General features: G+C 61.8%; 1 pseudogene. It reads right to left on the reverse strand.

Annotated elements, in window-relative coordinates:
• Window positions 1–1,006 (reverse strand): annotated as a pseudogene (locus tag AC097L_RS26625) (hypothetical protein); the annotation flags it as partial.

Genomic DNA, 1,006 nt, shown 5'->3' on the forward strand with positions numbered 1-1,006 from the left:
CCACTTGCTGAAATACTCGCCCATCGGCATGCCCGCAGGGGGCTTTCTGACGTTCGGGAATAGCAGCGCATGCCCCGCATCCTTCATATCGGCCACGTAGTCAGCAAAGCCCAGGCGGATTAGATGGGAGTGAACAGGCACGCGGCGCTTGGTGGTTTCGCCCTTGGTGGTAGTCGAAGGAATGCCCTCCTCCTCATCGCCCGCATCGGCTTGGATGGACAGAACCATCCCATCGGCCATCGTGGTCACATCCTCAAGGCGCAACTGGCACAGCTCAGACTGGCGTGCACCCGTGAAGGGGGCCAGCAAGGGCACCCAGTAGGCAGCACTGCCGCCCGCACCTTTGATGCTGGGAAGGTCGTAGGAGCGGAACAGAGGGGAGTCGAAAAGCTTGGTCAGTGTCTCCGGTTGCAGGTCTTTGCGTGCCCGCGACTTCTTCACGGCTACCCGGTGGCCCCTCCAAGGGTTGGACGGTATCCAGCCTTGCAGGTCAGCAGCAACATTCAGCAGCGCATTGACCGAATCAAAGCGGTTCTTGGCGGTCTTCTGTGACCCGCAGTTAACCAGCAGATACGCAATAACTACCGCGCCCTGTGGCTTGGTGAATTGCTCAATCGGGGTGGAGCCCAGGCACTTATCCACCAGACGCACCGCGTACCCCATCATCTTCCGGGAACTCACCCCCGGCTGCTTGAGGGTCTCCCACACGGTCACCACATCGGCCAGCGTGTGGGCCACTTCGGGGGCCTGAGAGGTCACAGGCACAGCGACTACAGGAGCGGGCGGGGTAGGTATAACTTCGCCTAGATCACGCTCCACGCGCCCCTTGTGGGCCTTGCGCAGCCCCTCAAGGCTGAGCCGTAGCGCCTGCTTGGCACTGTCAGTTGACCAATCCACCTCAAGGCCCATCCTGCGGGCCGCTGCATCCGCCTGGGCCAGCACCGTGGAGAGCTTGCGGCGTGCCAGGGCCTGGGCAGTCTCGCCTTCTTGTACTGCATTCAGAGAA

The sequence above is a fragment of the Rhodoferax sp. RT5P35 genome, assembly GCF_056521385.1.